Origin of the sequence: Streptomyces xanthophaeus (genome assembly GCF_000725805.1) — a bacterium.
In the GTDB taxonomy this organism is placed as follows: domain Bacteria; phylum Actinomycetota; class Actinomycetes; order Streptomycetales; family Streptomycetaceae; genus Streptomyces; species Streptomyces xanthophaeus.
Genome location: NZ_JOFT01000014.1, coordinates 1 through 25,905, shown reverse-complemented (window position 1 = coordinate 25,905; position 25,905 = coordinate 1). Strand labels below are relative to the sequence as shown.

The window sequence follows — 25,905 nt, the reverse complement described above, 5'->3', positions numbered from 1 at the left end:
GCTCTGCACCGCGTCGACTGCGAAGCGCGGCACTCGGGTGACTCAGCCCGGTCCGTTCCCGGTCCACGCGCGGAGTTTTTCGGGGTTGCGGACCGCCCAGATGCGGGTGATGCGGCCGCCGGTGACGCCGAACGCCGCCACGGTCACGGTGACGTCGGCGAGCTGGGCGACCAGGCCGGGCCGGCCGTTGACCGTCCGCTCCAGGAGCTTCAGCCCAGGGGCCTTGTCGGAGATGTGGATCAGGTACTGGGCGATGGGCTCTCCGCCCTCGACCGGCCGCAGGACGGTGCCTACCAGGCCGCCGCCGTCGGCGGTCATGGTGGCGTCGGGGTCGAGCAGGCCGACGAGCGCCTTGATGTCCTTGGCCTCCCACGCCTCCTTGAAATGCCGCACCACGTCGGCCTGCCCGGCCTGGCCGGCGCGCGCGGCCTGCCCGCTCTGCCCGGACGCTGCCCGGGCCTCCGGGCCCTGCGTGGCGTGGACACGTCGACGGGCGGAGGTCGCCAGCTGCCGGCAGGCCGCGGGAGTGCGGCCGACGATCCGGGCGATCTCGGCGAAGGGGTAGCGGAAGACGTCGTGCAGGATGAACGCCACGCGTTCGGCGGGCGTCATCGACTCCAGTACGACGAGGAAGGCCATGTTCACCGACTCGTCCAGGGTGATCCGGTCGGCGGGGTCGCCCGGCTCCGCCTCGCCGCCGGCCCACTCCGTACGGTCGGGCAGCGGCTCGGGTATCCAGGCGCCGACGTAGCGCTCGCGCCGGACCCGCGCCGAGCCGAGCACGTCCAGGCAGATGCGGCCGGCCACCGTCGTCAGCCAGGCGCCGGGTGACTCGATGACCTCCCGCTGCTCCCGCGACATCGCGTACCAGCGGGTGTACGTCTCCTGCACGGCGTCCTCGGCCTCGGCCAGCGAACCGAGCAGCCGGTAGGCGAGGTTCGTCAACTGCCGCCGCTCGCTGACGACTGCGCTCAGGCTGGGCTCGGCCCGGTCGTGCACCGGCTCGGACGGGGTGCTCATGGCCGTGACCGCTCCCTGGTTCTTCTCGTCCGTGCCGGCACTCGGCTCCGCCTCACATTCCGAGGGCCCACTTCGTCGGGCAGTCGAGACAGTAACGATCCACCGCCGCAAGGCAGAAGAGGGGGCCGCGTCATGGCCACGCAGACGACGGCAGTGCCGGGCAGGTTCACGTTCCTGCAGGTCTCGATAGTCCTGCAGACCTTGGCCCTCTTCTTCCAGGCGGTCACCGCCGGACTCCTGCTGTCCTCGTCGTACGGCATGACCCTGCACGAGGTCGGATCGCGCGTGATGTACGGCGCTTCGATGCTGTACGTGCTCGCCGCGGTCCTGGCGTGGCGGCCGGGCGGCGGATCACCCCGCCCGATGCTGTACGCGTCCGGATTCCTCGTACTCGCCTCGGTGCAGGTGGTGCTGGGCATCGCGCACGTGCCGTCGCTCCATGTCCCCCTGGGGGTCCTGATGTTCGGCCTGAGCGTGCTGGCGCTGGGCCGGGTGCTGTCCACGCGCTGCCGTTTTGGTCATTAGGTCCGTATTGCACATAATCTATCGAGCGTGGGGGTGCATCCTGCCCGGTGTCACGCGTGACGCTGTTCGCCGCCCGTCCCCGCACCGCCCGGTGCGGGTGTACCAGCGACGAAGGCGCCACCGTGACCGCCACCTCACCCCGACCCGCCCCGCCTGCCATACCCGGCGCGTCCGCCGGCCGAGCCTTGCGCAGGCGCGCGGCCGGGTGGGCGCCCCCGGCCGTCGGGCTCGCCCTCGGGGTATGGGGGAGTACGAATCCCTCCGCGTGGACCGACGAAATCGTCACCCTCGACGTGGCGCGGCGGTCGTGGACGCAACTGACGGAGCTGCTGGGGCACGTCGACGCGGTGCACGGCCTGCACTACGTGCTGATGTACCTGGTCGGGCAGGTGGCCGGGGTCAGCGAGTTCACGATGCGGCTGCCTTCCGCGGTGGCGGTGGCCGTCGCGGCGGCCGGCCTGTCCCGGCTGGGACGGCTGCTCGGCGGCCCCCGCCTCGGACTCTGCGCGGGCCTGCTGCTCGCCGTGCTGCCGACCGCCTCGCGGTACGCGCAGGAGGCCCGCTCGTTCGCCTTCGTCATGGCCGCGGCGGTCCTGGCCACGGGCGCCCTGGTGAAGGCCCTGTCCGGCGACTCCCGGGTCCGCCGGCCGGTCTCCTACGCCGTGCTCATCGCCCTGCTCGGCTGGTTCAACGTGCTGGGACTGCTGCTGGTGGCGGCCCACACGGCCACCCTCGCCCTACGGCGTCCCGGCCGCCGCACCGTCGTACGCCTGCTGCTGGCCCAGGCCGCGGGCATCGCCGCCGTCGTGCCGTTGCTGATCCTCGCCTCCGCCCAGAGCGCCGCCGTGGGCGAAGCCGCACCGGTCACCGCCGGGACCCCCTTCAACTACTTCACCTGGCTCCTCACCCCCGGCCAGGACACCCTGCCGACCGCGCTGAAACTCCTGCTCACCCTCACCGCGCTTGCCGCCCTGACCCTCCTCGTGGTCCGTCGGCGCAACGCCCCGCCGCTGGCCCTCGCCGTCGGCGTGCCCTGGCTGGCCGTGCCCCCGCTGGTCCTCATGGCGGTCTCCCTCGGCCACCCCCTCTTCGCCTACCGCTACCTGCTGTTCTGCCTGCCGGCCCTGGCGCTGCTGCTCGCGACCGCCTTCACCGTCGCCTCCGCGCGACTGCAGCTGCTGCTCGCGCTCCTGGCGGCCGTCCCCCTCGCCGCGTCCCACCTCGCCATCCGTCAGGAGGACAGCCGCCCCTGGGACACCCGCGCCGTGATCGGCACCCTGCGCACCCTCGACGTCCCCGGCGACGCCGTCCTCTTCAGCGGGGCCCGGTGCGGCCTGATGGCCACCGCCTTCGAGGAGGCGTTCACGGGCCACCCCGACCTCGGCACGGACCGGACGGCCGCCGAACTCGGAGCCCTGGACGGCCTCCCCGCCGACCCGGCCGTCCTGCAACGGCGGCTGGACCACACCCCCCGGGTCTGGCACATCACCTGCAACCACCTCTCCGCCGACGCCCTCCGGGCCGCCGCCGAGGTGCAGCAGGTCCAGGAACGGACCCTCGCCCGCGCCGGCTTCACCCCGGTCTACCGCCACAGCGCCCGCGGCGTGGACATCACCCTTGAGGAACGCCCGGGCGGCGGCCGGTGAAGCTGCTGCTCGGTCGTGCTCATGCGCCGCTCGTCGTGGCAGGGCCCCCGATGAAGTCGGCCACGAGCTCGACGAAGGCGTCCTCCTGCTCGAAGAACATGACGTGGCCCGCGTCCACCTCGGCGTACGAGCTCCCCGCGATCGCGGTGTGCAGGGCCCGGCTGTGCTCGACCGGGACGGTGATGTCCTGGGTGCCGCCGATCACCAGGGTGGGTGCCTCGATGCGGGGCAGGAGGGGCCGGATGTCCACCCGCAGGTCGTAGTCGACGTGCCGCAGGGTGCCCGCAGTGGGCGGCAGGTTGGGAATGAGGGCCTCGAACCCTTCGCGGCCGATGGAGTTGAGGAAGCCGCGGCTGAAGCCGGTCATCGCCACGGCACGGCCGAAGGAGGCGGGGTCACTGCTGCCGAGGTCCTGCCAGAGGGTGAACAGGCTGCGCAGGTACGCGTCGCTGTCGGTGTGGGCCCAGCCGGCGACGAGGACCAGCCGCCGCACCAGGTCGGGGCGCAGGGCGGTGACGGCGGCGGCGACGGTGGAGCCCATCGAGAAGCCCAGCAGGTCCACCGGTCCGTCCTGCGGGTCCACCGTGTCCTCGATGACGGCGATGACCTGGGCGGCGAGGCCCTCGGTGGTCAGCGGGGCGCCGTCGTCGACGGTCGCGTCGGTGCCGGACAGGTCGGGGGTGATCACCGTGCGGTGCGGGGTGAACCGGGGCGCCGTACGGCCCCAGTTGAGGGCGCTGCCGGCCGATCCGGTGCCGTGGACCAGGACCAGGGCGGGGCCCGAGCCGGTCTTCTCGTAGTGGACCTGCGCGCCGTTGACGTCGACGATGGCCATGGGGTGCTCCCGACTGTGGTGTGAGCCGGGGTGTTCGTACTCCGGCCGGCCCTACGGTGCCGCCGCCCGGCGACGGCCGGGAGAGACCTCCTCACCCTGGGACCGGCAGTCCCTGGTTGGGATCCGGGCCGTCCGGCAGACTGACCGTATGAAGATCGACCGTGAGGCAGCCGCCCTCTTCCTGCGCCGCTCGCGCGAGCGGGTACGGCCGCAGGACGTGGGGCTGCCCGTCGGCCCCCGGCGGCGCACGCCGGGCCTGCGCCGCGAGGAGGTCGCCCAACTCGCGGGCATGTCGGCGGACTACTACATCCGCCTCGAACAGGCCCGCGGGCCGCAGCCCTCGCCGGAGATGCTCGCCGCCCTGGCGCGCGCCCTGCGCCTGTCCGACGACGAACGCGACCACCTCCACCTCCTGGCCGGCCGGCGTCCGCCCGCCGGCCGCCCCTCGGGCGACCACGTCGGCCCGGGACTGCTGCACCTGCTGGACCAGATGCCGGCCACGCCGGTCCAGGTGATCAGTGACCTCGGCGACGTCCTGGCCCAGAACGCGATGGCCGAGGCTCTGCTGGGCGGTGTGTGCACGGTGTCCGAGCACGGCCGCAACGTGGTCTGGCGCTGGTTCGCCGACCCGGCCCAGCGCGCCGCGTACCCCGTGGAGGAGCACGAGTACTACAGCCGGCTGCACGTCGCGGACCTGCGGGCGGCCGTGGGCCGACGGGCCGCGGACCCGGCCGCGACCCGGCTGGTGGAGCGGCTGAAGGCGTCGGGTGAGGAGTTCACCGCCCTGTGGGAGCTGCACGAGGTCTCCGTGCGCCGGGCCTCGCGCATGCGCGTCCTCCACCCGCTGATCGGCCCGGTCGCATTGGACTGCCAGGTGCTGCTCGCCCCGGAGGGGGACCAGCGCGTGGTCCTGTTCACCCCGCCCGTCGGCAGCGACACCGCGGAACGCCTCGCCCTGCTCAAGGTCGTGGGCACCGGCCAGTTCACCGCTGTCGGCTGACGCCGGCGGACCCTTCGAGGGAGTCGGCGTCCTCCATGAAGGACAGCATCCGGGCGTTGACCACGTCCGGGTGGTCGATCTGCGGGCCGTGCCCGGTCGCGCTGATGATCTCGGCGCGGGCCCCGGGGACGAGGCGCGGTACGCGTTCCAGCTGCCGCTTCGGGTGCACGAGCAGGCTGTGCTTGCCCATGATGACGTAGAGCGGGGTCCGGATGGACCGCAGCGCGTCCTCGGCCAGCGGCAGGGGCGCGGGGCGGCGGATCCGGTACGCGCGGGCGCCGAGCTGGATCCACTTGCGCATCTCGGGGACGGCGAGGACCGGCTGGTCCAGCCACTTGGCGAGTCGTGGGCGCAGCGCCTTCGGGGCGAAGGTGGCGAACAGGCTCACGAAGATCCAGACGAAGAAGCGCAGGCCGACCTTCTCCAGGCCGCCGGGGTCGAGGGCGGTGACCGAGGCGAGCCGGGCGGGCCGGCGGTGGGCCTGGTTGAGGACGAGCCAGCCGCCGTAGGAGGAGCCGACGAGGTGGACCCGGTCCAGCCCGAGCGCGTCGAGGGCCTCGTCCATCCACTGGGCGGCGCGCTCGGGCTGCCACATGGGCTCGCGGTGGACGCTGCGGTTCGCGTCGCCCGGGGTGTCGAGGGCGTAGACGGGCCGGTCGAGGCTGAGCCCGGGGGTGTTGGGGTACCACATCGCGGACGAGTAGGCCGCGCCGTGGATCAGGACGATCGGCGTCCGGGACTCGGCTGCGGGGTCCGCGGGTCCGTACCGGTAGACGTGGGTGGTGCCGAAGCTCGTCTCCACGTCCGTCTCGGAGCGGGCGGGCGCCCCCATCGCGCGGAGCACGTCGTCAGCGGCCAAGTAGCGCTCGCGCAGGGTGTCGTTGACGTAGCGGCCCACATCGCGGCGTACGCGGGTGGTGTTCTCGGGCACGGCGGCACCTCCTGTGAAGATCCGTTCTTCGTGGTACGACCGTATCATCAATGTGGTACATCGGTATCATGAAAGGGTTCGGGTAGCGGAGTGCGAACCCACCATCGACAGGCGGAGACACGGGAACATGCCGAAGCGGGTGGATCACGAGGAGCGGCGCGCCCAGATCGCCGAAGCGCTCATCCAGGTCGCGGGGCGGCGCGGGCTGCACGCCGTCGGCATGCGCGACGTGGCAGCGGAGGCGGGCGTATCGCTCCGGCTCGTGCAGTACTACTTCGAGACGAAGGAGAAGCTGCTCTTCTACGGCCTCCGGCACCTGACCGGCCGCTTCACCGCGAGGGTGGGCGCCCGACTGGCCGCGGCCGGCCCGGACCCGGGCCCGCGCGCCACGGTGGAGGCACTGCTGCTGGCCTCGCTGCCGACCGATGAGGAGAGCCGCACGTTCCACCTGCTGTACAGCTCGTACGCGATCCTGTCGGTGACCGACGGGGCGCTGGCCGCCCAGCCCTTCATCGACAACCCCGACGCCGCGGAGCACGCACTGACCGGACTCCTCGAACAGGCGGCGGCCTCGGGCGTGAGCGACCCGGATGCCGACGCACGCACGGAGGCGATCAGCCTGCTCGCGATGGCGGCGACGATGGGCACCAGCATCCTCGTGGGCCAGCGGAGCCCGGAGTCTGCGATCGCGGTGCTCCGTTACCACTTGGACCGCATCTTCACGGCTCCCCACGTCCGCTGAGCCCCAACTGCGGCCCGCACAGGGGCCCGTGTGCCGGACACGGGGGATACGTTGCCCGGTGTCCCCGGTGTGCTCGCCGTGCACGGCTCTGACCAGGTACTCAGGGCCGAGCGGGATGAGTAGGCGTACTCAGGTGGCGGTCCTCGGCAGCTTCGAGACTGGGCGCAGGTCGAACGGAGCGGAACGAATCGGAACGGGGAACGTCATGGTGCGGCGCTGGTCGAAGGCTGAGATGTGGGTGCCCGGTGCGTACCTGGCACTGGTGGTCGCGATGCTGCTCTACGTCGCGGTCGGCAGCCGGACCGGGGACATCGGGTTCTTCGGAGTCTGGCCGATCCTGGCCACGGCGCCGGTCAGCGTCCTCCTGCTGAGCAGCTTCGGACCTGCGGCGGACGCCCTGGACGAGCCGGCCCCGGTGGAGGGGCCCGTCTACGAAGGCTCGCAGCCGCCTCCGGAGCCGCTGCCCACGGAGTTCCTGCCGGAGTCCGCCCCGCGCCCCTCGGACTGGGTGGCACCGGACACGTCCGTCGACGGCAAGCTCGACATGTGGTCCGAACTCGGCTTCCACGGCGCGGTCCTGGTCGGCGCCCTGGTCAACGCGGCGGCGATCTGGGCCCTGCTCCGTTACGTGGCGCGGCGGCGCGACGCCAGGAGTGCGCAGGTCTAGCCCGAGAGCCCAAGAGCCTCCGCCTGGGCTTTGGCGACTGGAACTCAGGGCCGGTCATTCCGCAGAAAGGCGAGGGCGTCGGCGGCGAACCGCTTGTCCGTGAAGGTTCCGCCGTGGCTGCGGTCCTGGTAGACGACGAGCTGGGCGTCAGGAATGCCGTTGACGGTCTGCCGGGCCAGGTCGAGTGGGTAGACGATGTCCTCCTCGCCCTGGAGAAGCAGCGTGGGCGCCTGGATCTCGTGCAATCGGCCGCGCAGGTCGAAGCCGTCCTCGGCGGCCAGCATGGTCGCGGCGTCCAGGTGATCGTGGCGGCCGTCCATGAGCCAGAGCAGGCACCCCAGCGCCGTCCGGCCGATCGCCGAACCGGTGAGCATCTCTGCCAGTGCAGGGCTCGGCCGCTCGCCTCGCCGTGCGCGCTCGATGTAGCGGCGCTGGGCGCGCCTGCCGACCGGGCCGAGGGTGCAGGCCGTACCGCCCAGGACGAGGCGGTCGACCAGCTCGGGATGGTCGGCGGCGAGCTGGAGGGCGAGCGACCCGCCGGTGGACAGGCCCAGCACGTTCACCGGTTCGCTGAAGGTCGCCCGGATCGCGTCGGCGTGGACAGCGGCGAGCCGGGCCATGGTCGTCGTCGGCGGCAGGCCGGGCGGGCGGATCAGGAGGTGCGTGGTGAACCGCTCGGAGAAGGGCCGCAGCATCCGCAGGGTGAGCCGGCGGCTCGCGCCCGTGGGGACGGCCGCCTCCGGTGTGAAGAGCAGGACGATCAACGGCGGTCCTTCGCCGGCCGACAGGCAGGGCAGTCCGTGCATCATGACGCGGCTCCGCGGACCCCGCCGCCGGCGTCGAGGCGGGTGATGCGCCGCTGCGCGGCGAAGGCGGCGGCCGGGTAGCGCGGGTCGGGCCGCAGGGCGTATTCGCGCAGGCACGCTTCGGTGAACTTGATGACGTGCTCGTCGCCGTGCTCGGCGGCGCGGGCGCCCAGCTCGTCCAAGGGGGGCAGATCCGGCACCTCCGACTGCCAGGCCGCCGTGCCCTCGTCGCGCCGGTCCGAGGTGAAGGCGAACAGGAACGCCGACTGCACCTGCCAGAGCCGGGCCAGCGTCGGCTCGTACAACTCCTGCGGCAGATGCGGGAGTACGAGGCGGACGGCGGCGGGGGCCGTGACCCCGTGGATCAGCGGGACGGGGTACACCTCGGGGTGGCCGAGATAGACATCGGCGAACTGGGCCGTCATCTCGCTCAGCAGCCGGGGTGCCTGCTGCGGGGCCAGTGCCTCCAAGGACGCGCCGTAGCCCGGAAGTTCGGCGAGCGTGTCCAGGCGGTGGCGGGCGGTACCCGGCCCCATCGGGCCGTCGAGCGGTACGCGGGGCAGCGTGGCGACCGCGTCGGGCAGCTCGTGGGGGCCGTGCAGTCGCGGCCGGCCGGGGAGTTCGCTGTAGCGGGCCGCCCAGTAGGCCAGGCCCCGGGCCAGTTCCTTCAGCTGGAGCACCGTGCCCCCGTCGCCGGTCGCGTACAGCCCGCGTACGGCATGCGCCGTGCGGATGACCCCGTGCGTCAAGCCCGCGAACAGCCCCGGAAGGAGGCGGGGCCACCAGCGCACGAGCACCTCGCGCCAGTGCGCCTCGGCCAGTTCGCGGACGAAGAGCCGCTCCCAGTCCCCGGCCCGCCGGAAGGTGCCGAGGGCGGGACGCCACGAGGACTCGTCCGCGGGGTCCAGGGCGAAGCGGGCGGCGGGAGGCTCGTGGTGTTCCATCGCCTTCCGGTAGCGCCCCACCCACCGGGCGACTTCGTCCGCCTGCCCGAGCACCGCGAGCGCCTCGGCGCCCATCGGGCCGTGGTTGGCGAGATCCACCCCCTGTCCTCGCTCGTACCCCAGGTCGTCCATGCGTTCCAGGGCGTCATTGAGCGCATCGCTGTAGCTGATCGACGGCATGAGAGCATCCTTCGGATAGCCCAACAGTTCGGATACCCGAACCATATACACTTGTAACATGCCGCAGAGCGAGAACGCCGGGAAGGCGTCACGGAAGCCGACCCCGGACGAGCTTGAAGTCGCCGGTCTCGTGCCGTTGTTGGAGCCCTTCTACCGAGGCTCGGTCGTACGGGATCTGATGCCGGAGCCTTTGCGGGGCGTCATGGAGGCGCATGGCCTGACGCCGCGCCACGGCGCCGTACTGCCCCAGTTGCTGGCCGGACAGCCGCTGGCCGTCAGTGAGATCGCCCGACGGCTCCAGGTGTCGCTGTCCACCGCCAGCGAACTGGTCGGAGCCCTGAGCCGGGCCGGCATCGTGGACCGGGTCGAGGATCAGGCGAACCGCCGCCGCGTCCTGGTGTCCTTGGCCGAGGAATACCGTCTGCCGCTCGAAGCCTTCATCGTTCGGCGGATCGAACCGCTGCTACGCGCGCTGGAGGGGCTGTCGCCCGACGAGAGGGCGGGATTCCTGACGGGCCTCACGGCCTGGGTCCGTGAAGTGCAGAAGTGAGCGCGTTGTGCGCGCCCCTGCGGGCGGGCGCTGGATTCCGCCCTTGTCGGTGACCGATGCCCAGCGGGCTGCGCTTTTGTGCGGTAGCGGCTCGCGCGCTTGTGGCCACAAGAGCACAAGGCTCTGAGAAGGTTGACGTGGGCTGGGGCAGACCGCGACCGCGTACCGCCTTCGTTGACCGGGAGAGAAGTATGACCATCAAGGACATCGGGCCGGAACCTCAAAGCTTCGACCTTGAGAAGGCGACACTCGACAACACGGACTATCGCGCGGTCGCCTGGTCCGGGAAGTACCTCCAGTTGACCCTCATGTCGATCCCGGTGGGTGAGGACATCGGCCTGGAGACGCACCCGGAGACCGACCAGTTCCTACGACTCGACGCAGGCCGGGGCCGCGTCCAGATGGGCCGCACGAAGGACCGGCTCGACTTCGACCGGGAGGTCGAGGACGGCTGGGCGGTCTTCGTGCCCGCCGGCACTTGGCACAACGTCACCAACATCGGTGACGAGACCCTGCAGCTCTACGCCGTCTACGCGCCGGTCCACCACGCGGCGGGCAACGTCCATGCGACAGCCGCCGACGCGGAGCGCGACGAGGACTCAGGCAACGACGAGCCGCCATCGTGGTCGATCCAGCCTGCCCAGCAGCCGTCGGACGAGCACGCCTGACCAGCGAGGGCTTGTCGCGGCAGTAGTTCCTGGCCCCGAGGCGAGCCGAAAGCACCAGTGCGACCGCCACCGTCCACAGGATCGTTCCCCCGCTCGTGGCTCCGGCCGGAGCAGCCCGGCGGAGGTGACGAACCGGGGGCCAAGGGTGGCCGTCAGTGACCACTCGGCGTCCAATCTGACGCCCCGTTACGGCGCTTATGGCACGCGGGCCGGATAGGTCTAGACAATAAACAAGCCCCAGGTCGCTGACCTGGGGCTTTGTAATGGAGCGGATGACGGGAATCGAACCCGCGCTATAAGCTTGGGAATCACAGATCTTCGAGCCCCTTGTGCCTCTCTGGCCAGGGGAAACGAGTGTCGGCGCGCCCCCTGGGGCTCGTTGCGAGACCAGCCATTGACTGCTGTTGCCCCCCGTATCTGGCACGCGACTGGCATGCGACCGCCAAGCCGCCTTGTGGGGACGGCAGTAGACGGCCTACACCAGTCAAGCGAGCGCTGAGGTTCGCTCCGCGGATCGTTCGAAACCCCTTCGGACTGCGGGTGTCGTGGGTCACACTAGGCATCTGTGAAGCCAGGGGGAACCATGACGAATCCATACATCAACGCGCCCATCCAGGCTCGCATGTACGCAAGCACAGTGCACAAGGTGGTCTGGGTCATCGCGGTCGTAGCGACGGCAGGCCTTCTCGCACCGCCTCTGTTTTTCATCGCAGCCAAGAAGCGTGTCGTCAGCATGGCTGTGCCGGCGGCGTATGCGGTGATCATCTACGGAACGGCATTCCTGGGTTCAATCGTCGGCAACCCGAAGAACTGGGTAGGCGGCGTTCTCTCGATCACGATGATCGCTGCTGCTGTGCATGCCGCCATCCTCGATACGGATTGGAAGCCAGGCCGGTAACGGCCGAGGCGGTAGCGCCCGCCTGGTCAGCCGGGAACCAGGTATTGCTGAGGCCGAGACGGTCTGGCGTAGGACCGAACTGTGTCCCATTGGTGTGACCTTCTGATCCGTAGCTCTAGCCGGTCGACCCTCCCAGAACCGTGCTGCCCTCGGGATCAGGACAGTGGTGCTGACTGGCAGCCAACACATGGAACCGGTTGACCCCCGTGTCTCACTGCTTTACTCCTGAGCACTAACCGTTGTGCGGGGAGGGGAACGTCTTGAGCGCGTTACTTGCGGCAGGTGCTGCGCTGGCAGCAAGCCTGATCACCGGCATCCTTACCTGGCTGGCGGGTCGCAGTCAGCTGAAACAGCAATCCCTCGACCAGCAGAAGGCTCGGATTGAGCAGCTGCGACGCGATACGTATGCCCGGTGTGGCGAGCACCTGATGGCGTATCTGGCCCAGCTGAACAACTGGACTGTTCTGGGCTGGAACGCGGGGGAAGAGGATCTTCGTGACGTACGGCGTGGAGCAACTGAACTACGTCGCGAAGGACTCTCCTGCACTGCGGCAGTCTCTTTGGTCGGACCGCTGGCCATGGTTGAGCGGTTCCAAGATGCTCATAACCGACTGCTTTCCGTTGAAAGGAAGCTTGTAAGAGCACTTACGATTCCTCGGCCGACTGATGAACCTAGCGATCTCAAGTTCGGCTACCTCGATACCTACGGGACGGATCGCGCTCTTGAGGCATTCTTCGGAGAGGCAAGGGCCACCCTTGGGTTCAGCGAGATCGACGAACCGGCACCCTAGGGCGCCCTCGGTCACCACCACTTACCCCCAACTCCCATCCCGTCTGCCGTCGGCCCACACGTATGTGGAGCGGACGCGGTGCCGGGCGTCCAGGTGGAGCGCGCCACTGTACGAACGACCTGGACGCCCGGTGCCGTGTCTGCTCGGCTTGTCCTGGGCCGATGGCAGATGGGATGGGAGTTCCCCGCCTCAACCCTCCACGGGTCGCACCCGCCAGCGGTGCCCCCGCCATCCCGGAGTCGGAGCGCCCCCGCCGGAGGCATGTCGGTGAGTGGTGGCACCGGCGGTCCGTAGGGCTTGACTCATGCCTTTGGGCCTATCCCAGTCGCAGGGGCGGGCGTCGGCGCAGCGGGGGCGGAGCGGGCCGCAGGCAGGAGCGTCGCCCCGAGCGGAGCCGGGAAGCCCGCCCGGCGGAGCGGAGCGCAGCCGGGTGCTTGATGAGGTAGAGAAACCTGTAACAGGTCCGCCCTGCTCCTTCGGCTACGCCGTGATGAGTGCCTCGGCGATGGCCTGCATGTCATCGGTAACGGCGTTGGCTCCCGCGCCAGCGAACAGGGCGGCCTTGTGAGGCTTGTTGGCGTAGCCGATGACCGTCGTACCGGCTGCATGAGCGGCCTGGATGTCCGTGAGCGAGTCACCGATCAGCGTGCAGTGCGTGACGTCCATGTGCGCCTGCTCGGCCGCGGTGATGAGCGGATACGGGTTCGGCTTCATCAGGTGGGGCTGCCCAGAGGGTCGGCCGACGATCCCCATTACGTACTCACCCAAACCGTGCAGCTCCACGAAGCGCCTGACGCAGTCAGCGGAGTTGTTGCTCACCACCACCGCCACCCGCCCAGACGTCCGCGTCGCCCGGAGGGCTTCCACCGCTCCCGCGGTCGGCGGCCCGGCCACGGCAACAGCCTCGACCTCTGCCTCCGTCAGCGCACGTTCTACCTCCTGGCCGATGGCGGCCCCTGCTTCGTGGGCGATGCGCAAGACCTCGATCGGATCGTCGGTCTCGGCAGCCTTGGCGCCCGCTGCCTGGTCCACGGATGAGAGCAGGGCAGTCAGCTGCTCGGCGACCTTGGGAGCGGGCAACCCGGCGAACACGTCGCACATGGGCCCGTCGAAGTCGAAGAAGACGACGCGCGCGTTCGCAAGAGTCCCAGAGAGCCGGTCATCGTGCGTCAAGGTCGAAGTCCCTTCCGATGGTCTCCCACACGCTGTCGAACCACATGCGGGCCTGCTGGACCTGCTGCGCTCCGCTGGAGGACTCGCCGTCGTTGATCGAGTGGTGGAAGAGCGTGGCGTCCTTGCCCACGAGGTCGTAAATCTCGATCGTCTCGCCCTGGGCGACGACCTTGTTGGGGCGGATCGGGTAGTACCCGAAGAACGCGTCTTCATCATTGATCACGTAGAGCTTGAAGAACTGCGTACCGCTGTGGACGCGGACGCTGATCTGCGTCTCGGCGACCAGTCCCAGGTGCTCTAGCTCGGCGATGGCGTCCCGGATGCTGCGGGTGTAGCTGACCATGATGTCGTGCATGCGGTCGCGGAGCCGCTTGTCGTCCGCGCCGTCATCCTTGCGCACCGGCGCGGCCTGGGGCACAGACATGTCCGGGACGAGTATCCGCATGGTGATGCTCGACGGCGTGAGGCGCCCGACCCGGATCTTGTCGAGCGGCTCCTGAAGCGCCCCGTGCAGCGTCTCGCTGGAGAACCCGGCGAAGTCGATCGTCACGCGGTCCTTGGAGAACGCCTGCTCGACGTACGGGCGCAGGCCCGCCGGCCGCTCGGTCCGGTTGCGGACGTAGACGCCGCTGCCCTTGCGAGAGACCACCAGGCCCTCGTCTTCGAGGTCGCGCAGTGCGCGCTGGATCGTCGCCCGAGCGAACCCGTAGTGCTCCGTCAGCTTCGCGTGCGACGGGAGCTTCTCGCCGGGGCCCAGCTTCCGCGTGCGGATGGCCGCGCTGAGGCTGCTCGCTACCTGCTCGTACGGGGCTCGGTCGTCATCTGGGTCGAGGGGCTCGGGGACGAAGGTCATGGGTCGATGGTAGGGGACCCCTATGAGGCAGGACAGTCATGCCAGTCATGTTGTTGACATGGCTAGCCATCTCTCCTACCTTCGAGATGTGACCAACCGGGCTAGCCAAGTTGGTCATCTAGCTTCCTGCTGGCATCTCTGAAGGAGAACCATGCCGTCGTTCAAGGTAGACACGTCGACCGCTGTGGTGTTCGTGGCCACGGCTCCGACCCCGAAGCTCGTGAGCAAGCAGACCGGTGAGCGTGCGATGGACCGGGAGACCGGTGCCGGGCTGTCCACGGTGGGCCTGCTGATCTCGGACGAGGGGGAGGGCAACCTCTACCAGGTGACCGTGCCGGAGACGGGTCTCCCCGAGGGGCTGGTGCCGGGTATGCCGGTGTCGGTGATCGGGCTGAAGGCGCGGGACTGGGAGAACACGTTCAACGGGCAGACCCGGCACGGCATCTCGTTCCGTGCCGTCGCCCTCACGGCCGGGGCCTGACCGTGGCCGACCTGACGACCTTATGGGAGGTCGGCGTCCCGCTGGCCGGTGTGGGCGGTGGTCTCGGATACGCGAAGCACCGTGCGCCGCGCCTCTTCTGGTCCGTGGCCGGTCTGCCTGCGGCCTGTGTGCGGTTCGCAGCGAGCTACCGGGCCACGATGGACGTGTGCGGGCTGACGGTGCAGCCGTCCCGCCTGCGGGCGTTCCTGGTCCGTAACGTCGCCCGCCGCAGTGACGTGCAGCCTGTTCCTCCGAAGGTTCGCGGGGTACGGGGGTCCTCGACCGGGATGCGGGTCACCTTGCGTCTTCCGGCCGGGCTGGAGCCCTCCGACGTGATCGCGGCCTCGGAACGGCTGCGGCACGCCTGGGGTGTCCACTCCGTCCGCGTCATCGAGACCAGGCCCGGGTTCGTAGAGCTGCGGATGACCGGCTACGACGTGCTGCGGCGGGTGAAGATGCCGCGTCGGCGGCCGACTGGTCAGATGGTGGTTCCGGTCGCGCTCCGGGATGACGGCACTGCGTTTGTCAGGGACTACCTCAAGGTCCCTCACGCGCTGACGCTCGGCGCTAACCAGTCGGGCAAGACGATGTATCTGCGGAACCTGATCGCCGGGCTGGCCCGGCTGCGGGTCGCCCTGGTCGGGATCGACTGCAAGCGGGGAGTCGAACAGCGCCGGTATGCGCCGCGTCTCTCGGCGCTCGCCGTCACGCCGGAGGAGGCATCCGGACTCCTGGACGCGCTCGTGGACGAGATGGAATCCCGCTTCGACCTGCTGAGCGAGTACGGGGCCGCCGATCTGTGGGCCCTGCCCGAAGAGGTCCGGCCGGTGCCCATCGTGCTGCTCGTCGATGAGGTGGCGGAGCTGTTCCTTGTGGCGGTGAAGAAGGACGAGGAGCGCCGGGACCGGATGGTCATGCAGATGATCCGCCTCGGGCAGATGGCTCGCGCTGCCGGCATCTACCTGGAAATCTGCGGCCAGCGCTTCGGTTCCGAACTGGGCAAGGGAGCCACCACGCTCCGGGCCCAGCTCACCGGCCGCGTGGTCCATCGGGTGAATGACAAGCAGACCGCAGACATGGGCCTGGGCGACATTGCCCCGGACGCGGTTGTCGCCGTGACGACGATCCCGCCCGACAAGCCCGGCGTCGCGGTGGCCGGTGACTCCTCCGGGGGCTGGTCCCGTATCCGCACCCCGGAGCTGAGCGCGGAGGAAGCCGCCGCAGCCTGCGCCCAGTTCGCGCACCTGACCCCGGCCCTTCCCGCCCTGGCCCCGTTCCGGCCGGTGATCCCTGCCGTGGCTCCGGCTGCCGGGTCCGTTCCGCTCGTGAAGCCGATTCCGGCCGCGGATTAGCACTTCTCTCCCTTTGGTCGGCGCGGCCGTCTCGCGCCAGGTCCCTACCCGACCCATGCCCGAACCGGTGCCGGAAGACAGCTCGGCACCGGCCCCCTTGGAAGGAGGTGACCCGTGTCCCGCACCCTCCGCCTCGACGCCGTACTCATCCAGGCCGTCATCGCCGGTGCCCTGTCCTTCGCCCACCTGCACGACCTGGCAGCAGCGGCAGGACAGGACGGCTGGAAGGCGTGGGCCTACCCGGTCAGCGTCGACCTGCTCCTGGTCGCCGCATGGCGCCGGATGCGCACCGACACCGAGAACCGCGACGCATGGCTCTGGTTCGCCATCGCCCTGGTCGCGTCGCTCGGCGCCAACGTCGCCACGGCCGGACTGCTCGACCTGAACAACGTCCCGCCCTGGCTGCGCATCCTCGTCGCTGGCTGGCCCGCGCTCGCCTTCCTCGGCGGCACCCTGCTGGCTCATGCCTCTGCCCCGGTCCGCGAGCCGGAGCCGGAGCCCACGGACCAGGCCGAGGTCGAGCCCGTCCCTGACGTGACCGTGGAGCGTGCCCCGGAACCGGCTCCCGAGCTGCCGCCGGCCGAACCTGCTCCGCAGCCCGCACCGCCTCAGCCCGGACCGCCGGAGCCTGCTCGGGACCGGCCCGCGCTGCCGGTTCCGCCCGCTCTGCTTGACCACGCCCAGAAGATCGCGGACGCCCACCAGGCACAGACCGGGTCCCCGATCGACTCGGCGACTCTGCGGAGCCGTCTCGGTGTCCCGCCCGCGCTGGCGGACGCCATCGCCGTCCAACTCGCCTGACAGGAAAGGAGGGACAGACCCGTGCGCCCGAACCGCTTCCACCACGTGATCCGCATCGGCCCGGTGCAGGTCGGCACCCACCACGACGGCCGCGGCCGCACCCGGCACACCGCCGTATGCACCGCCCCCGGCTGCGACTTCTCCGCCGACTACCTCACCCGCGCCGCCGCCGAACTCGCCGCCCGGACCCACCGCTGCAAAGCGCGCTGATCACAAAGGAGACCCGCGTCATGGACGTACCGCTGTGGCTCGCCCTGATCGTCGTCGGCTTCCTCGGCTACAAGCTCATCCGCCCGCCGCTGTGGCTCGTGGCCGTGCTCCTCATCGGCGGCTACCTCCTCGCCGACAGCTTCCTTGCCCCGCTCCTCGACCCGATCACCAAGTAGGGAGAGCCCGCCATGCTCCGACCGCGCATCCCGGTCAACCCGCTCCCGACCGGCATCGTCTCCCCGCTCGTACAGCCTTCCGGCGTCGAGCACCGTGAGTCCGCGCCGATGGCCCGCGACCGCCACGACTCGGCCTCGGTGCCCGTAGCCCCGGCCCGCACCGCGGTCCAGCTCACCCCCGGCAGCGTGGTCGCCCTCGCCGCCGGCGGTGGTGCTGTCGTCCTCGTCGTCGGCGCTGTCCTCGTCTCGATGCTCCTGGCGGTCGCCATCACCGGCGTCTCCGTCGCCGTGATCGCGGTGGTCCTGCGGCTGCTCGTCAAGGACCTTCAGAGGGGCCGGTGACCCGAATGGACACGCATGTCATCGCTGCGGGCTTACCGGCCCTGGGCTGGGCCCTGCACGGCGGAATGCTCTGGCACCGCCTGTCCACCGCCCGCCGCGACCCCCTGACCGGCCTCCACACCCGCGCCGGTTGGACCGCCCGCGCCGAACGCCTCATCGCCAGGCACCCCGGAGCGTTCGTGCTCCTGGTCGACCTGGACAACTTCAAGGCCACCAACGACACCCACGGCCACGCCGCCGGAGACGCCGTCCTCACCGCCACGGCACAACGGCTGAGCAGCTGGTGCGGACGCCACGGGATCGCCGCCCGCATCGGCGGAGACGAGTTCGCCGCCATCGTGACCGACCCGGATCGCACGTCGGGCCTCCACCAACTTCGGACCGCCTTGGGCCAGCCCGTCACGCACAACAGCTGCACCCTGCCGGTCTCTGCCTCGGTCGGCCACTGCCACCGCGAAAACCTGCCGGTGCCCACCCTCACCGACGCCCTGTCCGCGGCTGACTCCTCGATGTACGCCGCCAAGGGCCACGGCAGGCGCAACACACGCTAGGCGGCTTCGGTCGCAAGGCTCCCCGCTCACCAACCAAGGAAGGTCACTGACATGCGCTTCTTCAGCAAGCGTCCCGAAATCGACCACGACGAACAGGATCGGCGGTTCGAGCAGGCCAAGCGCGAGAGTGGCCGTCGCCTGAACGAGATCCGTGACCGGATCGGCAACGGCACCGCCACCCGCGAGGACAAGCGCATCTTCAACGCCACGCAGAAGCGCGGTCACCGCATCAAGTAACGCCCTCCGGGGCGGCCTCGGTCGCCAAACTTCCGCCGCCCCGGACGGCTCCACCCATTCCAGATCCATCGGACCCGAAAGGGAAAGCCCATGATGCCCCAGCCTCCGGTCGCGCGTGCCTGCTCCCACTGCGACGGCTTCCCCGTCGTCCACATCACCACCGGCACCACCAACTCGGACGGGCAGCGCCGCACTCTTCCCGCCACCTGCCCGGCCTGCAAGGGCACTGGCAACCGCACCGCCCCGGCCGCCCTCACCCACGCCGGGAAGTGACCGCCTTGACCGACGCCGCCACCATGGCGGGCCTGGACCCGGCCACCCTGAGCGATCTGCTCCGGGTGGCCGGGGCTCCCGGCTTCGACCGCCTCCACGAACAGATCCGCCGCACCGGGGGATGCGCCGCCCCGATCCGCCTCTCCGGCGGCACCAAGCTCATCGACCCCGCCACCCGGACCGTGATCCACGCCTACAACACCGACACCGAACCCGGCGGCGTCCTCCGCGTCGCCTGCGGCAACCGCCGGGCCTCCCGCTGCCCCGCCTGCGCCTGGACCTACGCGGGCGACACCTACCACCTCATCCGCGCCGGACTCGTCGGCGACCCCGACAAGGGCACCCCCGAGACGATCCGCGATCACCCCCGCGTCTTCGCCACCCTGACCGCCCCGTCCTTCGGCCCCGTCCACAACCGCCCCGGCACCCGCCCCTGCCGCTGCGGCATCCGGCACCCCGAAGACGCCGAGGAACTGGGCACCCCGCTCGACCCGGCCACCTACGACTACGCCGGTGCGGTGCTGTGGAACAACCACGCCTCCGAGCTGTGGCGCTACTTCACGATCTACCTCCGCCGAGAGATCGCCGCCCGCGCCGGCCTCACCCAGAAAGCTGCCCGCGAACAGTCCCGCGTCTCCTTCGGCAAGGTCGCCGAGTACCAGAAGCGCGGAGCCGTGCACTTCCACGCCGTGATCCGCTTCGACGGACCGGACGGGCCCGACAGCCCGCCCCCGGTGTGGGCCACCCTCGACCTGCTTACCGATGCCATCCGGGCCGCTGCAGCCCGCGTCAGTGTCGTTGTGCCCGCCAGCCCGGAGCACGGCTTCCCCAACGACTGGCTGCTCCAGTGGGGCGAGCAGATCGACGTGAAGCCCATCGGCGCCTTCGGCAACGGGGAAGACCTGACAGAGCAGGCGGTCGCCTCCTACGTCGCCAAGTACGCGACCAAGGCAGCCGAGAGCACGGGTGCCACCGATGAAGCTGTGCACTGCCGCAAGTGCGGGGGAACCGGGGTCTCCGACCGGTACGACCGTCCGGGGTCCGCTCTCAGCCGCTGCGCTGGGTGCCACGGAACGGGCACCCGTGAAGACCTCGCAAGACTGCTTGTCCCCGATCACGTCCGTCGTCTCATGGCAGCCTGCATCGAACTCCAAGCGGTCTACCCGAGCCGCCGCCTCGCTGGCTGGGCTCACATGCTCGGCTTCCGCGGGCACTTCTCCACCAAGTCCCGCAACTACTCGACCACCCTCGGGGCCTTACGACAGGTCCGCGCCGACTACCGCGCCGCCCAGCAACGCGCCTCCCTCGGCCTGCCCGACCCCGACGACCACCCCGAGGCCACCCTCCTCGTCGTCGCCCACTGGTCCTACGCCGGCCACGGCTCCACCCCCGGTGAGTCCTGGCTCGCCGCCAACATCCGCCGCGACATCCGGCTCAACCGCGAGATCGCCCGAGAAGAACTCATGGGGGAACGAGATGAGTGAGCGATACCTGTCCGTCGTCCAGGTCGCCGAACTGCTCGGGACCACCGTGAGGTTCCCACGCCGCCTCGTCGCCGAGCGTCGTATCCGGTACGTCAAGGTCGGTACCCACGTGCGGATTCCGGAGAGCGCGGTTCAGGAGTACATCGCCGCCAACACCGTCGAGCCGCGTCGGCCGCAGCGCTCCCGCTACCGGAGGGCTGCCTGATGGCCAACAGCAAGGGCAGACGGCGCCGGTTCGGTGCCATTCGCAAGCTGCCGTCCGGTCGGATCCAAGCTCGTTACCCGGGGCCTGACGGCGTGATGCGCCCGGCGCCGGAGACGTTCGAGACGACCAGGGACGCGGACGACTGGCTCGCCGAGAAGCAGACCGAGATCAACAAGGGGGATTGGCGGGACCCGGACGCCGGAGCCGTCAACTTCGGTGAGTACGCACTTCAGTGGATCGAGGAAAGAGGGCTCGCGGCCACCACCGATGAGCTGTACCGGCGGCTGCTCCGGCTGCACCTCTTGCCGACCTTCGAGGACTTGGACCTGGACGAGATCACCCCGCCCCGCGTCCGTACCTGGCGCGCCGATCGGCTCAAGGCGACTGGGGCCACGACCGTGGCGAAGACGTACCGGCTCCTGAAGGCGATCATGGAGACCGCTGCCGACGACGAGTTGATCCGCCGGAACCCGTGCCGGATCAAGGGCGCCGGGAAGGAGTCGCCCGCGGAGCGGCCCACCGCCACCGTCGAGCAGGTTGACGCGCTCGCTCAGGAGATGGGCGCACGCTGGCGGCTCCTCGTCTACATCGCCGCCTACGGTCCCGCCCGACCTGAGGAGCAAGCAGCTTTGCGGCGGCATGACGTCGACCTGGTCAACAACGGCGTCTGGGTGCGGTCCGCTGAGCCCGAGCTGAACACCGGCAAGCGGGCGCCCGGTGACACCAAGTCCGAGGCGGGCAGGAGGTTCATCGTCCTGCCGGAGTTCATGAAGGCTGACCTCAAGCTCCACATGTATCTGTACGCGGAGCAAGAGCCGGACGGCCTGCTCTTCGTGGGGGAGCGGGGTGCCCCCTTTCGGCGGACGACCTTTGGACGGAAGTGGAAGAAGGCCCGTAAGAAAGTCGGACTGCCGGATGGCTTCACCCTCTACGACCTTCGTCACACCGGGCACACCCTGTCGACGCAGTCCGGGGCGACGCTGAAGGACACGATGGTCCGCGCCGGCCAGTCCTCGGAGAAGGCGGCCATGGTCTACCAGCACTCGAACCTGGCCCGGCAGAAGGAAGTCGCCGCAGGGATCGATGCCCGGGTGCAGGCGCTGCGTGCCGAGGCTTCTGGCACGGAACTGGCACGAGAGCAATAGAGAGGTCTAGCCAACACAAAAGCCCCAGGTCGCTGACCTGGGGCTTTGCAATGGAGCGGATGACGGGAATCGAACCCGCGCTATAAGCTTGGGAAGCTCATGTTCTACCATTAAACTACATCCGCACAGCGTTCCAGTTGCCTGGAGCCGTATCGTGCCTCACTCTACCCCATGATCGACCCCCGGTGAATTTCCGCGGGGTCGTCGTCGTGTGTGGCGTGCACCGAGGCGTGTGGGTGCGGGAGTTGGGGCGTACCGTAGGGGCGCGGAGCGGCGGCTGGAGCAAGTGGCCGAACATCCCCTAATGTGGCGATTCGTCGCAGTACGGCTCGTTGGGGAAAGGGACTCGATGGAGCACACCGTCGTCCGTTGTGCCGAAGGGCACGTGTTCAGTACCGCCTCCTTCCCGCTGCAGCACCTCGGTGCCGGCCGGATCGGACCCGGGCGGCTGCTGCGCTGCCCGCGGTGCGCGCGGCTGAGGCACGCCGTGCCCGTGGGCGCCGTGAAGCGGTAGCCAGCGGTAAGGGCTGGGCCGGGGCGCGCGGGCATCCGCTCTCGATTGGGGGTGGCCCGTGCGCTCTGCGTATCCTCGGGACGTGCTTCTCTCTGACAAAGACATCCGGGCCGAGATCGACAGCGGACGGGTTCGCATCGACCCGTTCGAGGAGTCGATGGTGCAGCCCTCCAGCATCGATGTACGTCTCGACCGGTTCTTCCGGGTCTTCGAGAACCACCGCTACGCCCACATCGACCCCGCGGTCGAGCAGTCCGACCTGACGCGGATGGTCGAGCCCGAAGGGGACGAGGCGTTCATCCTGCATCCGGGCGAGTTCGTGCTCGCCTCGACGTACGAGGTCATCTCGCTGCCCGACGACATCGCCTCCAGACTGGAGGGGAAGTCCAGCCTGGGCCGCCTGGGGCTGGTGACGCATTCGACCGCCGGGTTCATCGACCCCGGCTTCTCGGGCCACGTGACCCTGGAGCTGTCGAACCTCGCCACGCTGCCGATCAAGCTCTGGCCGGGCATGAAGATCGGGCAGCTGTGCCTGTTCCGGCTCAGCTCGCCCGCGGAGTTCCCGTACGGCAGTGAGCGGTACGGGTCCCGCTACCAGGGGCAGCGCGGGCCGACCGCCTCGCGCTCCTTCCAGAACTTCCACCGCACCCAGGTGAGGCACGAGGCATGAGCGAAGTACGCGAGAACCTGAACTACGAGGGTTTCGGGCGCGCCGTGCGCGAGCTGGCGCAGACCGTCGCCGACGACGGCTACGAGCCCGACATCATCCTGAGCATCGCCCGGGGCGGGGTCTTCGTCGCGGGCGGGCTGGCCTACGCGCTCGACTGCAAGAACATCCACCTCGTGAACGTCGAGTTCTACACGGGGGTCGGGACCACGCTCGAGATGCCGGTCATGCTGTCGCCCGTGCCCGAGGCGATCGACTTCACCGACAAGAAGGTGCTGATCGCCGACGACGTCGCCGACACCGGCAAGACGCTGAAGCTGGTCCACGACTTCTGCCTCGGCCACGTGGCCGAGGTGCGCTCCGCCGTGATCTACGAGAAGTCCCACTCGCTCGTGAAGTGCGAGTACGTGTGGAAGAAGACCGACGAGTGGATCAACTTCCCCTGGTCGGTGGAGCCGCCCGTGGTCAAGCGCGAGGGCCAGGTCCTCGACGCCTGATCCGCACCGGACACCGCAAAGGGCCCGCCCCGCAGTCACCTGCGCGGCGGGCCCTTGCGCGTACGGGTTACAGCGTGCCGAGCTTGATGATCGACAGCAGGGCGATCAGCTGGATCGCGGACGCGCCCAGGGCCTTCGGCCACGGCAGGTCGTGCGACTTGCTGATCAGCGAGGTGAAGAGGGCGCCGGCCGCCACCCAGGTGGCCCAGCCCAGCACCTGCACGACCATGTTGTCGCCGCCGAGGAACACCGCGAACAGCAGGCGCGGGGCGTCGGTGACGGACATGACCAGCATCGACAGGCCCACGGTCGGCTGCCACGCGCCGTCGCCGCCCAGCTGGCGGGCCAGGGTGTGCGTGACGGCGCCCAGGAGCAGGCCGCAGATGACGAAGGCCACGCCCGCGGACAGGACGATCGGGACGGCCTTGGACAGCGTCGCGTTGATCGCGTCCTCGCGGGCGTCGTCGAAGCCGAAGACGGCGAGGAGCCCGTAGAGGAACGTCACGGTCAGGGCCGGGCCCCAGACGGCGTAGTCGCGCATCTGGAGGAAGGTCTGCCCCGGGCGGGTCACGATGCCGCGCAGGAGCTCCTTCCACGGCAGCCGCGGACCCGCCGGGGCTGCCGAGGCCGCCCCGGCCTGGTACGTCGCGCCCTGGCTGTACGGATCCTCACCGAAAGCGAAGACCTGGGTGTGCCCCGGGTTGTCGTTCGTGTAGCCCGGTCCCGGGCCGTACGGGGGCTGCGCCTGGGGCTGCTGTCCGTACGGGTCGAAGTACTCGGGCTCGCCGTGGCCCCCGGCGGCGGCCTGCTGGGGCCACTGCTGCTGAGGGGGTCCACCGGCAGGTGGGTAGGGCTGCTGGCCGTACGGCGGCGGTTGCTGCTGACCGTACGGCTGCTGCCGCGGGGGTTGTTGCGGAGAGCGGTTGTTGTCCCGGCCGCGTCCGATCCTGAATCCAGCCACGTGATCGAAAGTACCTGGTCCGGCGCGGCCGGGTGGCCGGGGTGCCGGAACCGGCCGCCTTTGCGGCTGACCTGTGACATCCCCTAGGGGTACCCCGGGGGGTGTTCCCCACCTCGGCCGGATGTCCGGTTTACGTGGCTGCGCTGCATTCTGCGGAGGTTCGTTACGTTCCCGAATGAATATGCATATATGGGGTCCGTAGTTTCGTTCCTGTCGACGCCACGCAGCACGAACGCACCGACGTACGAGCAAGAACGAGCAGGAGAAGAGTCCCCGCATGCGCAGCCCCCGCCGCCCCCGCCGCACCACCCTCCGCACCGCCGTCGTCGTCGCCGGCGCGTCCGCCGTCCTGGCGCTCCCCGTCGGGTCCGCCTTCGCCGATTCCCCGGCCGTCCCGGACCCGCAGGTGCTGCCCGGCATCGACCAGCCGCAGGTCGACCAGCCGCAGGTCGACCAGCCGCAGGTGGACCGGCCCGAGGTGGAGCAGCCGCAGGTGGACCCGTCCGTCCCGCCCACGACGCCTCCGGTCACCCCGCCCACGACCCCGCCGGTCAAGCCGACCCCGGAGCTCCGTGCGTACGTCACCACGGTGAAGCTGGCGGACGGGTCGATCGCCAAGGTCTACAAGATCGGCGACGACCACTTCGAGGCCGACATCTACGCGGGCTCCACGAAGCTGGACACGCTGGTCAGCAAGGGCGGCGCGGCGGCGTACGGCCAGAACAACGGACTCCACGTCGTGCTCCAGCCGAACGGCACCGTGACCTCGTGGCTGGAGGGCGCGCCGCAGCCGAAGCCGCCGGTCGGGAAGCCGAAGCCGAAGCCGGAGGTCAAGCCCGAGGCCGGCAAGGAGACCTGGGTCCGGATCGCCATGCCCGACGGGCGGATCGCCAAGCTCGTGGACGGTCCGAAGGGCAAGCGCGTCGAGATCTCCATGCCGAACGGGAACCTGCTCGGCACTGTCGACCTGAAGAACCCGAGCGCGCTCAACGACGGCTGGACGTACAAGCTCGTCCAGGACGGCAAGCGCGTGAAGTTCGTCGTCATCGACGGCAAGAGCGGCGGCAACAGCTGGGTCTACGACTTCAGCGGCAAGCTGGTCGAGCGGTACACGGTCGACACCGGGAAGCACGACGTGAAGAAGGACGTCGAGCCGGACGTCAAGAAGGACCTCGTCAGCAAGCCCGTCGAGAAGCCCGTCGTCGACAGGGTCGTCCCGAAGGGCGGCGTGAAGGCCGGTGCGGAGGGGGTCACCCCGCCGAAGGAGGAGACGCCGGTGCTGCTCGCCGCCGGCGGCGGCATGGCCGCGGTCGGTGCTGCGGGCCTCGGCTTCGCGATGCTGCGCCGCCACCGTGCGGGGGACGAGGGCTGATCCCGGCCCGGCCCCGGCGGGCCTGAACACGCAGCAGCGGCCGGTCCCTGGTGGGGGCCGGCCGCTGCTGCGTCGGGACTCGCCCGACTCCGTGCTTACTTGTCCTGCTTGGCTTCCTCGGGCTCGGCCTTCGCCTCGGCCTCGGGCTCAACCTTCGCCTCGGGCTCGGCCTTCGCTTCGGGCTCCGCCTTCGGCTCGGGCTTGGGCTCGGCCTTCGCCTCAGCCTTGGCCTCCGCGACCGGCTCCGGCTCTGCCTCCGGCGTGGGCTCCGGCTCCGGCTCGGGTTCCGGCTCGGGTTCCGGCTCCGGGGTCTTGACGGAGTCGAGGAGGAGCTGGGCGACGTCGACGACGGTGACGTGTTCCTTGGCCTGGCCGTCGTTCTTCTTGCCGTTGACCGAGTCGGTGAGC

32 protein-coding genes, 1 tRNA gene and 1 pseudogene are annotated in these 25,905 nt (G+C 70.1%); 24 read left to right on the top strand and 10 right to left on the bottom strand.

Annotated features, from left to right (window positions below):
- Positions 1–42: 42 nt before the first annotated feature.
- Positions 43–1,020, bottom strand: a complete 978-nt coding sequence (gene sigJ, locus IO30_RS0108925) for an RNA polymerase sigma factor SigJ (RefSeq protein ID WP_031141038.1) — start codon at positions 1,018–1,020, stop codon at positions 43–45.
- Between the two features lie 132 nt (positions 1,021–1,152).
- On the opposite strand from sigJ, the gene IO30_RS0108920 reads away from it, so the two are divergent.
- On the top strand, positions 1,153–1,545 hold the full coding sequence (locus IO30_RS0108920; protein WP_031141036.1) for a hypothetical protein: 393 nt from the start codon (positions 1,153–1,155) through the stop codon (positions 1,543–1,545).
- 122 nt (positions 1,546–1,667) lie between these two features.
- On the top strand, positions 1,668–3,191 hold the full coding sequence (locus IO30_RS41800) for a glycosyltransferase family 39 protein (RefSeq protein ID WP_031141033.1): 1,524 nt from the start codon (positions 1,668–1,670) through the stop codon (positions 3,189–3,191).
- A 19-nt stretch (positions 3,192–3,210) separates the two neighbouring features.
- On the opposite strand, the gene IO30_RS0108910 is transcribed toward IO30_RS41800, so the two are convergent.
- A complete protein-coding gene (locus IO30_RS0108910; protein WP_037893540.1) occupies positions 3,211–4,026 on the bottom strand; it encodes an alpha/beta fold hydrolase in 816 nt (271 codons plus the stop codon).
- Positions 4,027–4,174: 148 nt separating this feature from the next.
- Here IO30_RS0108910 and IO30_RS0108905 point away from each other — a divergent pair, with 148 nt between their 5' ends.
- Positions 4,175–5,026, top strand: coding sequence for a helix-turn-helix transcriptional regulator (locus IO30_RS0108905; protein ID WP_031141029.1), 852 nt, complete (start codon positions 4,175–4,177; stop codon positions 5,024–5,026).
- Here the strand turns inward: IO30_RS0108905 and IO30_RS0108900 are convergent.
- Positions 5,010–5,957 carry an alpha/beta fold hydrolase gene (locus tag IO30_RS0108900; RefSeq protein ID WP_031141027.1) on the bottom strand — a complete coding sequence of 316 codons (948 nt, stop codon included), beginning with the start codon at positions 5,955–5,957 and terminating at the stop codon, positions 5,010–5,012. The genes IO30_RS0108905 and IO30_RS0108900 overlap by 17 nt on opposite strands.
- Positions 5,958–6,084: 127 nt before the next feature.
- Here IO30_RS0108900 and IO30_RS0108895 point away from each other — a divergent pair, with 127 nt between their 5' ends.
- Complete coding sequence (locus IO30_RS0108895; protein WP_031141025.1) at positions 6,085–6,699, top strand: TetR/AcrR family transcriptional regulator; 615 nt, start codon at positions 6,085–6,087, stop codon at positions 6,697–6,699.
- Between the two features lie 205 nt (positions 6,700–6,904).
- Positions 6,905–7,366 carry an SCO4225 family membrane protein gene (locus IO30_RS0108890; protein ID WP_031141023.1) on the top strand — a complete coding sequence of 154 codons (462 nt, stop codon included), beginning with the start codon at positions 6,905–6,907 and terminating at the stop codon, positions 7,364–7,366.
- A gap of 44 nt (positions 7,367–7,410) precedes the next feature.
- Here the strand turns inward: IO30_RS0108890 and IO30_RS0108885 are convergent, their stop codons facing one another.
- On the bottom strand, positions 7,411–8,175 hold the full coding sequence (locus IO30_RS0108885) for an alpha/beta fold hydrolase (protein ID WP_037893538.1): 765 nt from the start codon (positions 8,173–8,175) through the stop codon (positions 7,411–7,413).
- Positions 8,172–9,296, bottom strand: a complete 1,125-nt coding sequence (locus IO30_RS0108880; protein ID WP_031141019.1) for a questin oxidase family protein — start codon at positions 9,294–9,296, stop codon at positions 8,172–8,174. Before IO30_RS0108880 ends, IO30_RS0108885 begins: the two co-directional genes overlap by 4 nt.
- A 58-nt stretch (positions 9,297–9,354) precedes the next feature.
- On the opposite strand from IO30_RS0108880, the gene IO30_RS0108875 reads away from it, so the two are divergent.
- The 4 genes from IO30_RS0108875 to IO30_RS45310 all read left to right on the top strand — a co-directional run bounded on the left by IO30_RS0108875 (position 9,355) and on the right by IO30_RS45310 (position 12,203).
- Positions 9,355–9,846 (top strand): MarR family winged helix-turn-helix transcriptional regulator, encoded by a 492-nt coding sequence (locus IO30_RS0108875; RefSeq protein WP_031141017.1) that lies wholly within the window; start codon positions 9,355–9,357, stop codon positions 9,844–9,846.
- Positions 9,847–10,037: 191 nt separating this feature from the next.
- The gene (locus tag IO30_RS0108870; RefSeq protein WP_031141015.1) at positions 10,038–10,514 is read left to right on the top strand and encodes a cupin domain-containing protein; all 477 of its coding nucleotides are present in this window, start codon (positions 10,038–10,040) and stop codon (positions 10,512–10,514) included.
- Between the two features lie 583 nt (positions 10,515–11,097).
- Positions 11,098–11,412: a hypothetical protein gene (locus IO30_RS0108865; protein WP_031141013.1), complete on the top strand. Its 315-nt coding sequence runs from the start codon at positions 11,098–11,100 to the stop codon at positions 11,410–11,412.
- Between the two features lie 260 nt (positions 11,413–11,672).
- Positions 11,673–12,203 (top strand): hypothetical protein, encoded by a 531-nt coding sequence (locus IO30_RS45310; protein ID WP_157853161.1) that lies wholly within the window; start codon positions 11,673–11,675, stop codon positions 12,201–12,203.
- 480 nt (positions 12,204–12,683) lie between these two features.
- Here the strand turns inward: IO30_RS45310 and IO30_RS0108860 are convergent, their stop codons facing one another.
- A complete protein-coding gene (locus IO30_RS0108860; protein ID WP_031141012.1) occupies positions 12,684–13,376 on the bottom strand; it encodes an HAD family hydrolase in 693 nt (230 codons plus the stop codon).
- Complete coding sequence (locus IO30_RS0108855) at positions 13,363–14,229, bottom strand: GntR family transcriptional regulator (protein WP_031141010.1); 867 nt, start codon at positions 14,227–14,229, stop codon at positions 13,363–13,365. Before IO30_RS0108855 ends, IO30_RS0108860 begins: the two co-directional genes overlap by 14 nt.
- A gap of 151 nt (positions 14,230–14,380) precedes the next feature.
- Between IO30_RS0108855 and IO30_RS0108850 the strand changes: the two genes are divergently transcribed.
- The 12 genes from IO30_RS0108850 (at position 14,381) to IO30_RS0108795 (ending at position 21,486) form a co-directional block, all read left to right on the top strand.
- Entirely contained in the window at positions 14,381–14,710 is a 330-nt protein-coding gene (locus tag IO30_RS0108850; RefSeq protein ID WP_031141008.1) for an SCO3933 family regulatory protein, read from the top strand.
- A 2-nt stretch (positions 14,711–14,712) separates the two neighbouring features.
- Entirely contained in the window at positions 14,713–16,062 is a 1,350-nt protein-coding gene (locus IO30_RS0108845; protein WP_031141006.1) for an FtsK/SpoIIIE domain-containing protein, read from the top strand.
- A 114-nt stretch (positions 16,063–16,176) separates the two neighbouring features.
- A complete protein-coding gene (locus IO30_RS0108840; RefSeq protein WP_031141003.1) occupies positions 16,177–16,863 on the top strand; it encodes a DUF2637 domain-containing protein in 687 nt (228 codons plus the stop codon).
- Between the two features lie 21 nt (positions 16,864–16,884).
- Positions 16,885–17,073 carry a mobile element transfer protein gene (locus IO30_RS0108835; protein WP_031141001.1) on the top strand — a complete coding sequence of 63 codons (189 nt, stop codon included), beginning with the start codon at positions 16,885–16,887 and terminating at the stop codon, positions 17,071–17,073.
- A gap of 20 nt (positions 17,074–17,093) precedes the next feature.
- Positions 17,094–17,249, top strand: a complete 156-nt coding sequence (locus tag IO30_RS45890) for a hypothetical protein (protein ID WP_167347252.1) — start codon at positions 17,094–17,096, stop codon at positions 17,247–17,249.
- A gap of 12 nt (positions 17,250–17,261) precedes the next feature.
- Entirely contained in the window at positions 17,262–17,591 is a 330-nt protein-coding gene (locus IO30_RS0108825; protein WP_031140999.1) for a hypothetical protein, read from the top strand.
- Positions 17,592–17,596: 5 nt separating this feature from the next.
- A complete protein-coding gene (locus tag IO30_RS0108820) occupies positions 17,597–18,142 on the top strand; it encodes a GGDEF domain-containing protein (RefSeq protein WP_031140996.1) in 546 nt (181 codons plus the stop codon).
- Positions 18,143–18,193: 51 nt separating this feature from the next.
- Positions 18,194–18,379 carry a hypothetical protein gene (locus IO30_RS0108815; protein WP_031140994.1) on the top strand — a complete coding sequence of 62 codons (186 nt, stop codon included), beginning with the start codon at positions 18,194–18,196 and terminating at the stop codon, positions 18,377–18,379.
- 90 nt (positions 18,380–18,469) lie between these two features.
- Complete coding sequence (locus IO30_RS0108810; RefSeq protein WP_031140992.1) at positions 18,470–18,652, top strand: hypothetical protein; 183 nt, start codon at positions 18,470–18,472, stop codon at positions 18,650–18,652.
- A gap of 5 nt (positions 18,653–18,657) precedes the next feature.
- On the top strand, positions 18,658–20,136 hold the full coding sequence (locus IO30_RS0108805) for a replication initiator (RefSeq protein ID WP_031140990.1): 1,479 nt from the start codon (positions 18,658–18,660) through the stop codon (positions 20,134–20,136).
- Positions 20,129–20,341 (top strand): excisionase family DNA-binding protein, encoded by a 213-nt coding sequence (locus tag IO30_RS0108800; protein ID WP_031140989.1) that lies wholly within the window; start codon positions 20,129–20,131, stop codon positions 20,339–20,341. The genes IO30_RS0108805 and IO30_RS0108800 overlap by 8 nt, the downstream gene beginning before the upstream one ends.
- Positions 20,341–21,486 carry a tyrosine-type recombinase/integrase gene (locus IO30_RS0108795; RefSeq protein ID WP_031140987.1) on the top strand — a complete coding sequence of 382 codons (1,146 nt, stop codon included), beginning with the start codon at positions 20,341–20,343 and terminating at the stop codon, positions 21,484–21,486. The genes IO30_RS0108800 and IO30_RS0108795 overlap by 1 nt, the downstream gene beginning before the upstream one ends.
- Positions 21,487–21,537: 51 nt before the next feature.
- On the opposite strand, the gene IO30_RS0108790 is transcribed toward IO30_RS0108795, so the two are convergent.
- Positions 21,538–21,611 (bottom strand) — tRNA-Gly (locus tag IO30_RS0108790).
- A gap of 471 nt (positions 21,612–22,082) precedes the next feature.
- On the opposite strand from IO30_RS0108790, the gene dcd reads away from it, so the two are divergent.
- Complete coding sequence (dcd, locus tag IO30_RS0108780; protein ID WP_031140986.1) at positions 22,083–22,670, top strand: dCTP deaminase; 588 nt, start codon at positions 22,083–22,085, stop codon at positions 22,668–22,670.
- A complete protein-coding gene (locus IO30_RS0108775; RefSeq protein ID WP_031140984.1) occupies positions 22,667–23,164 on the top strand; it encodes a phosphoribosyltransferase in 498 nt (165 codons plus the stop codon). Before dcd ends, IO30_RS0108775 begins: the two co-directional genes overlap by 4 nt.
- A 67-nt stretch (positions 23,165–23,231) precedes the next feature.
- On the opposite strand, the gene IO30_RS0108770 is transcribed toward IO30_RS0108775, so the two are convergent.
- Positions 23,232–24,125 (bottom strand): Yip1 family protein, encoded by an 894-nt coding sequence (locus IO30_RS0108770; protein ID WP_031140982.1) that lies wholly within the window; start codon positions 24,123–24,125, stop codon positions 23,232–23,234.
- Positions 24,126–24,402: 277 nt separating this feature from the next.
- Between IO30_RS0108770 and IO30_RS0108765 the strand changes: the two genes are divergently transcribed.
- Positions 24,403–25,497 carry a hypothetical protein gene (locus tag IO30_RS0108765; protein WP_031140980.1) on the top strand — a complete coding sequence of 365 codons (1,095 nt, stop codon included), beginning with the start codon at positions 24,403–24,405 and terminating at the stop codon, positions 25,495–25,497.
- A 95-nt stretch (positions 25,498–25,592) separates the two neighbouring features.
- Here the strand turns inward: IO30_RS0108765 and IO30_RS44480 are convergent.
- A pseudogene (locus IO30_RS44480) lies at positions 25,593–25,905 on the bottom strand (iron-sulfur-binding reductase); the annotation flags it as partial.

Bases quoted from the DNA above. Each gene is read 5' to 3' on its own strand.
- sigJ (WP_031141038.1), bottom strand. From the start codon at position 1,020: ATGAGCACCCCGTCCGAGCCGGTGCACGACCGGGCCGAGCCCAGCCTG.
- IO30_RS0108920 (WP_031141036.1), top strand. From the start codon at position 1,153: ATGGCCACGCAGACGACGGCAGTGCCGGGCAGGTTCACGTTCCTGCAG.
- IO30_RS0108910 (WP_037893540.1), bottom strand. From the start codon at position 4,026: ATGGCCATCGTCGACGTCAACGGCGCGCAGGTCCACTACGAGAAGACC.
- IO30_RS0108905 (WP_031141029.1), top strand. From the start codon at position 4,175: ATGAAGATCGACCGTGAGGCAGCCGCCCTCTTCCTGCGCCGCTCGCGC.
- IO30_RS0108895 (WP_031141025.1), top strand. From the start codon at position 6,085: ATGCCGAAGCGGGTGGATCACGAGGAGCGGCGCGCCCAGATCGCCGAA.
- IO30_RS0108890 (WP_031141023.1), top strand. From the start codon at position 6,905: ATGGTGCGGCGCTGGTCGAAGGCTGAGATGTGGGTGCCCGGTGCGTAC.
- IO30_RS0108885 (WP_037893538.1), bottom strand. From the start codon at position 8,175: ATGATGCACGGACTGCCCTGCCTGTCGGCCGGCGAAGGACCGCCGTTG.
- IO30_RS0108880 (WP_031141019.1), bottom strand. From the start codon at position 9,296: ATGCCGTCGATCAGCTACAGCGATGCGCTCAATGACGCCCTGGAACGC.
- IO30_RS0108875 (WP_031141017.1), top strand. From the start codon at position 9,355: ATGCCGCAGAGCGAGAACGCCGGGAAGGCGTCACGGAAGCCGACCCCG.
- IO30_RS0108870 (WP_031141015.1), top strand. From the start codon at position 10,038: ATGACCATCAAGGACATCGGGCCGGAACCTCAAAGCTTCGACCTTGAG.
- IO30_RS0108865 (WP_031141013.1), top strand. From the start codon at position 11,098: ATGACGAATCCATACATCAACGCGCCCATCCAGGCTCGCATGTACGCA.
- IO30_RS0108855 (WP_031141010.1), bottom strand. From the start codon at position 14,229: ATGACCTTCGTCCCCGAGCCCCTCGACCCAGATGACGACCGAGCCCCG.
- IO30_RS0108850 (WP_031141008.1), top strand. From the start codon at position 14,381: ATGCCGTCGTTCAAGGTAGACACGTCGACCGCTGTGGTGTTCGTGGCC.
- IO30_RS45890 (WP_167347252.1), top strand. From the start codon at position 17,094: ATGGACGTACCGCTGTGGCTCGCCCTGATCGTCGTCGGCTTCCTCGGC.
- IO30_RS0108825 (WP_031140999.1), top strand. From the start codon at position 17,262: ATGCTCCGACCGCGCATCCCGGTCAACCCGCTCCCGACCGGCATCGTC.
- IO30_RS0108820 (WP_031140996.1), top strand. From the start codon at position 17,597: ATGGACACGCATGTCATCGCTGCGGGCTTACCGGCCCTGGGCTGGGCC.
- IO30_RS0108815 (WP_031140994.1), top strand. From the start codon at position 18,194: ATGCGCTTCTTCAGCAAGCGTCCCGAAATCGACCACGACGAACAGGAT.
- IO30_RS0108810 (WP_031140992.1), top strand. From the start codon at position 18,470: ATGATGCCCCAGCCTCCGGTCGCGCGTGCCTGCTCCCACTGCGACGGC.
- IO30_RS0108800 (WP_031140989.1), top strand. From the start codon at position 20,129: ATGAGTGAGCGATACCTGTCCGTCGTCCAGGTCGCCGAACTGCTCGGG.
- IO30_RS0108795 (WP_031140987.1), top strand. From the start codon at position 20,341: ATGGCCAACAGCAAGGGCAGACGGCGCCGGTTCGGTGCCATTCGCAAG.
- IO30_RS0108775 (WP_031140984.1), top strand. From the start codon at position 22,667: ATGAGCGAAGTACGCGAGAACCTGAACTACGAGGGTTTCGGGCGCGCC.
- IO30_RS0108765 (WP_031140980.1), top strand. From the start codon at position 24,403: ATGCGCAGCCCCCGCCGCCCCCGCCGCACCACCCTCCGCACCGCCGTC.